Genomic DNA, 3,845 nt, shown 5'->3' with positions numbered 1-3,845 from the left:
CATTAGAGTGATTACTGCCAGTCACTAAACTGGTGTCACTGTCGTCTGATAAAGCGACATTACTCAACGTCGGTGCTGTTTTATCGATGACTACATTCGCCACAGATGACTCTGCAGAGTTACCAGCAATATCTGTCACAGTCACTTTATATTGGTAGTTACCTTCAGCAAGATCGCTGGTTGTAAATTCATGCGATACCGCACCATTAAGGTTAACAGTCTCATTAATGATTAACGAACCAGGAGCTCCACTTCGCCACACAGTTAACGTTACTTCTGATGCATTACCTTGTGTGTTCACAAGAATGTTCAACGCACCGTCATTAGTCAAGTTATCATCCGACTCAAAACCGGTGTCATTTTGAAGATCCGTAGTTGCTGTTGGAGCCGTCGTATCAAGTGTAAAGCTCTTTGTTATCTCGCTGTCATTACCCGCCACATCCGTCGCTGTAACAGTCCAAGAGTAAATACCATCTTGAACAATTTCAGCGGCGGTGACTGACCACGAGCCATTTTCAGCAACAACCGTATTCAATGTTTGTGAGCCCGCAGGGCCACTAATCACCACTTTGATCTTATCGCCACGATCCCCTGTACCCGAGATCACTGGCTCTTTCGTATTAGTAAACACGCTCCCATCACCAGATAGACCCGTTTGAGAATCAAATTGAGCCGTCAGATTAATCTCATTATCAAAGGTAAAATTACCCGTTACATTTTTAACGTTACCAGCAATATCTTCATAACGAAGGGCATAACTATACTCACCATTTTCATTCCCAAATACCGGGACATTTAACGTCCATGATCCATCTTGGCCAGCGGTTACGAACACATTATTTGGAATAACAACCGCAACACCATTCGGATTATCTAAAGAAACAAGCGTCACTTTAGTACCAGCTTCTACATTACCGGACAATTTAACCGAAGTTAAGTTAGTGATGTCATCAGAGTTTGGTGTCCCACTGTCAGTATCTGTACTCAGACCATAATCATCCCCACCAGTAACAGTGCGATCTATTACCAATGTTTTATCACTGACTACAGGCTCACTGATATTACCTGCTTTATCAGTAGCAACCACCGTTACCGTATAAGACCCTTCAGGAATATCTCGAGAAGCGGCCAGTGTCCAATTGCCATTACTGTAAGTGCTTGTTTCAAAATCTATTTTTGTAGAGCCTGTTTGCAAAATTACTTTTATTTTAGACGATTCTGTCACACTGCCGCTGAAGATTGGGCGTAACGAATTCGTTAACATATCTGTATGATTTATCCCAGAATCTGTTGCTTCAGTTAATCCCGTGAACTCCACAATTGGCAGTTGTGTATCAATAATGACGGTATCAGATTGTGCTGGTGAATTATTACCAGCAGCATCTTGAGCAAATACAGACCATGTATAGGCACCATCCGCTAAATCAAGGCTCTCTGGTAATGAAAATGTCCACGTACCATTGTCTTTCACCGTGACAAAACCTGGTGATAAATCAACGGCAACACCCGCCGTATTTATTACAGTTAAATAAATTCGAGCTCCAACTTCGGCCCCAGATCCTGAAAAAACAAGTTGGTTATCATTCACATAGTCATCATTTTCTATGCCTTGAAGCTGTACTGCACCAAGAGTTGGTAGCTCAGTGTCAATCGTCATCGCAACAACAGCAGACTCCGCTTCATTACCAGCAATATCAACCACTATCACTTGGTACTCAAAGTGGCCATTCTCTAGTGTCGGCACTGAGAATGTATAACTACCATCACCATTTACCGTAACAAAACCGGAATTATAAACAGCCGATGCAGACGTACTTCCTGCCTCCCACACCAAAAGTTTGACTTGATGTGCAGCTCCCGCAGTGACAACTTTAATATCTGGTGTGGTAATTTGTGTTATCCCATCAGAGGCACTAGAGCCACTGTCTGTTAATAACTCAAGTGATTGTACTGACGGTGGTGTTGTATCTAAAGTGAAAGCACCACGCTGTGTACTGTCAGTATTCCCTGCCGCATCCGTTGCCACAATAGACCAATTATAAATGCCATCACTCCCTAGGGCAGCAACATCAATAGACCACGTTCCATTACTGCCAACCACGGCATTAAGTACTTCACTTCCACCAGGCCCTGATAGCGTTAAAGCAATACGATCGCCCTGCGTCCCTGCCCCTTTAAATACTGGAGAATCATTTTTAGTGTATAACACACCATTATTTTCGACTTGTCCAGCCTCTAGCACAGCAGAAATACTGATCAGTGTATCTAGCTCATAACTGCCATTCACTTCTTTTGTATTGCCCGCTGCATCAACGTATTCAATGGTATAAGTGTAAACACCTTGCTCTGCCCCAAAATTAGGCAACGAAATAACCCAGTGACCACTTCCATCAACCGTCACCGCCGCTACAGCACTCACATCAATAGATGTTCCACTTGGAGTAGACAACGATTTCAACGTAACCTTACTGCCTAGCTCAACTTGTCCTTCCAGTTGAATGGATGAATTATTCGTCAGATCATCACCAACGATGCCTGAATCTGAATCCGCGTGTAAGCCAATATCATCACCACCTTCTACCGTTCTATCGATAACAAGGTGAGTCTCTGACGTTACTACATTACTGCTATTACCAGCCATATCAATGGCCGTCACTACAACATTGTAGCTGCCTTCCGCAATAACACTCGTAGCAACTAAGGTCCAAGAACCGTTAACAAAAGCAGGCGTTTCAAATGAATACGTGTGTCCAGCAGGTATTGAAGTTAATACCACTGTAATTTTAGCATTTTCTGTTACTGAACCAGTAAAGACTGGATTATCCGCATTCGTCAGCATATCTGACGTATTATCACCACTGTCTGTTGCTGCTGTGATCCCCGTAAAACGTAATTCAGGTTGCGCGGTATCTAAATTAAAAGATCCCAATTTTGGTACTGAGCTATTCCCTGCAACATCTTGAGCAATAAAACTCCAATTGTAGGTTCCATCCACAAGAGCTTCAGCTGTTACCGCCGATAAAGTGTAAGTCCAACTGCCACCTATCGCCTCTGCGTACGCAGGGCTCACTTCAACAAGGTTGCCTAAGCGATCCATTAATGTGAAGTAAACACGAGAGCCTGCCTCAGCCGTTCCCGTGAAGCTGACTTCTGCATCATTAACGTAGGTGCCATTCAATGTATCTTCCTGAATCACCCCTCCTAAGATAGGCGCTGATGTATCAATCGTAACGTTTGCTATCGCACTTTCAGATTCATTACCCGCTGCATCAATTACAATCACTTTGTATTGATAGCGCCCTTCTTCTAACTGAGTTGATGTGAACGTATGGATCGCTGATCCCGCCAACTGATGCGTGGCATTAAACACTGCATCCGCAGCTGTTTCGCCCTGCTTCCAAATGACCAAACGTACTTCGTGTGCATTCCCTGCGGTTGTCACTTTGATGGATAACTGATCATTCTTAGTAATACCATCATCAACCGCAACACCACTGTCATTCATTAACTCTGTTGATGCCGTCGGTGCCGATGTATCTAACGTAAAATCACTCTCTTTTAACGTCGTATTGCCCGCCGCGTCTGTCGCTTCCACTTCCCATGTGTATTTACCATCAACAGTTAATGCATTATTTGCATCAAAAGTAACACGCCATACTCCATTGACCACCGTCGTTACCATTTCATGTCGGTAGCCACCAGGGCCCGATAACGTAATAGTGATGGTGTCTCCATCCTGTCCTGTACCCGATAACGTCGGCGTATTTTCACTGGTGATCCGATCAGAATCACTTACTCCCGAGTCAGAGCTATCATCCAATCGTGCCGTTACAGAGATCGTATTA

The 3,845-nt window shown here is 43.8% G+C and carries 1 protein-coding gene; it reads right to left on the bottom strand.

The genetic code is table 11. The features are described from left to right. Nucleotides 1–3,845, bottom strand: a 3,845-nt coding sequence (locus A6E04_RS20485; protein WP_139078903.1) for an Ig-like domain-containing protein, incomplete at both ends; no start/stop codon positions are given.

It is taken from the genome of Aliivibrio logei (assembly GCF_001691055.1).
Lineage (GTDB): Bacteria > Pseudomonadota > Gammaproteobacteria > Enterobacterales > Vibrionaceae > Aliivibrio > Aliivibrio salmonicida.
Note: the sequence above shows the minus strand (reverse complement) of the source record. Positions and strands in the feature narration are given on the sequence as shown.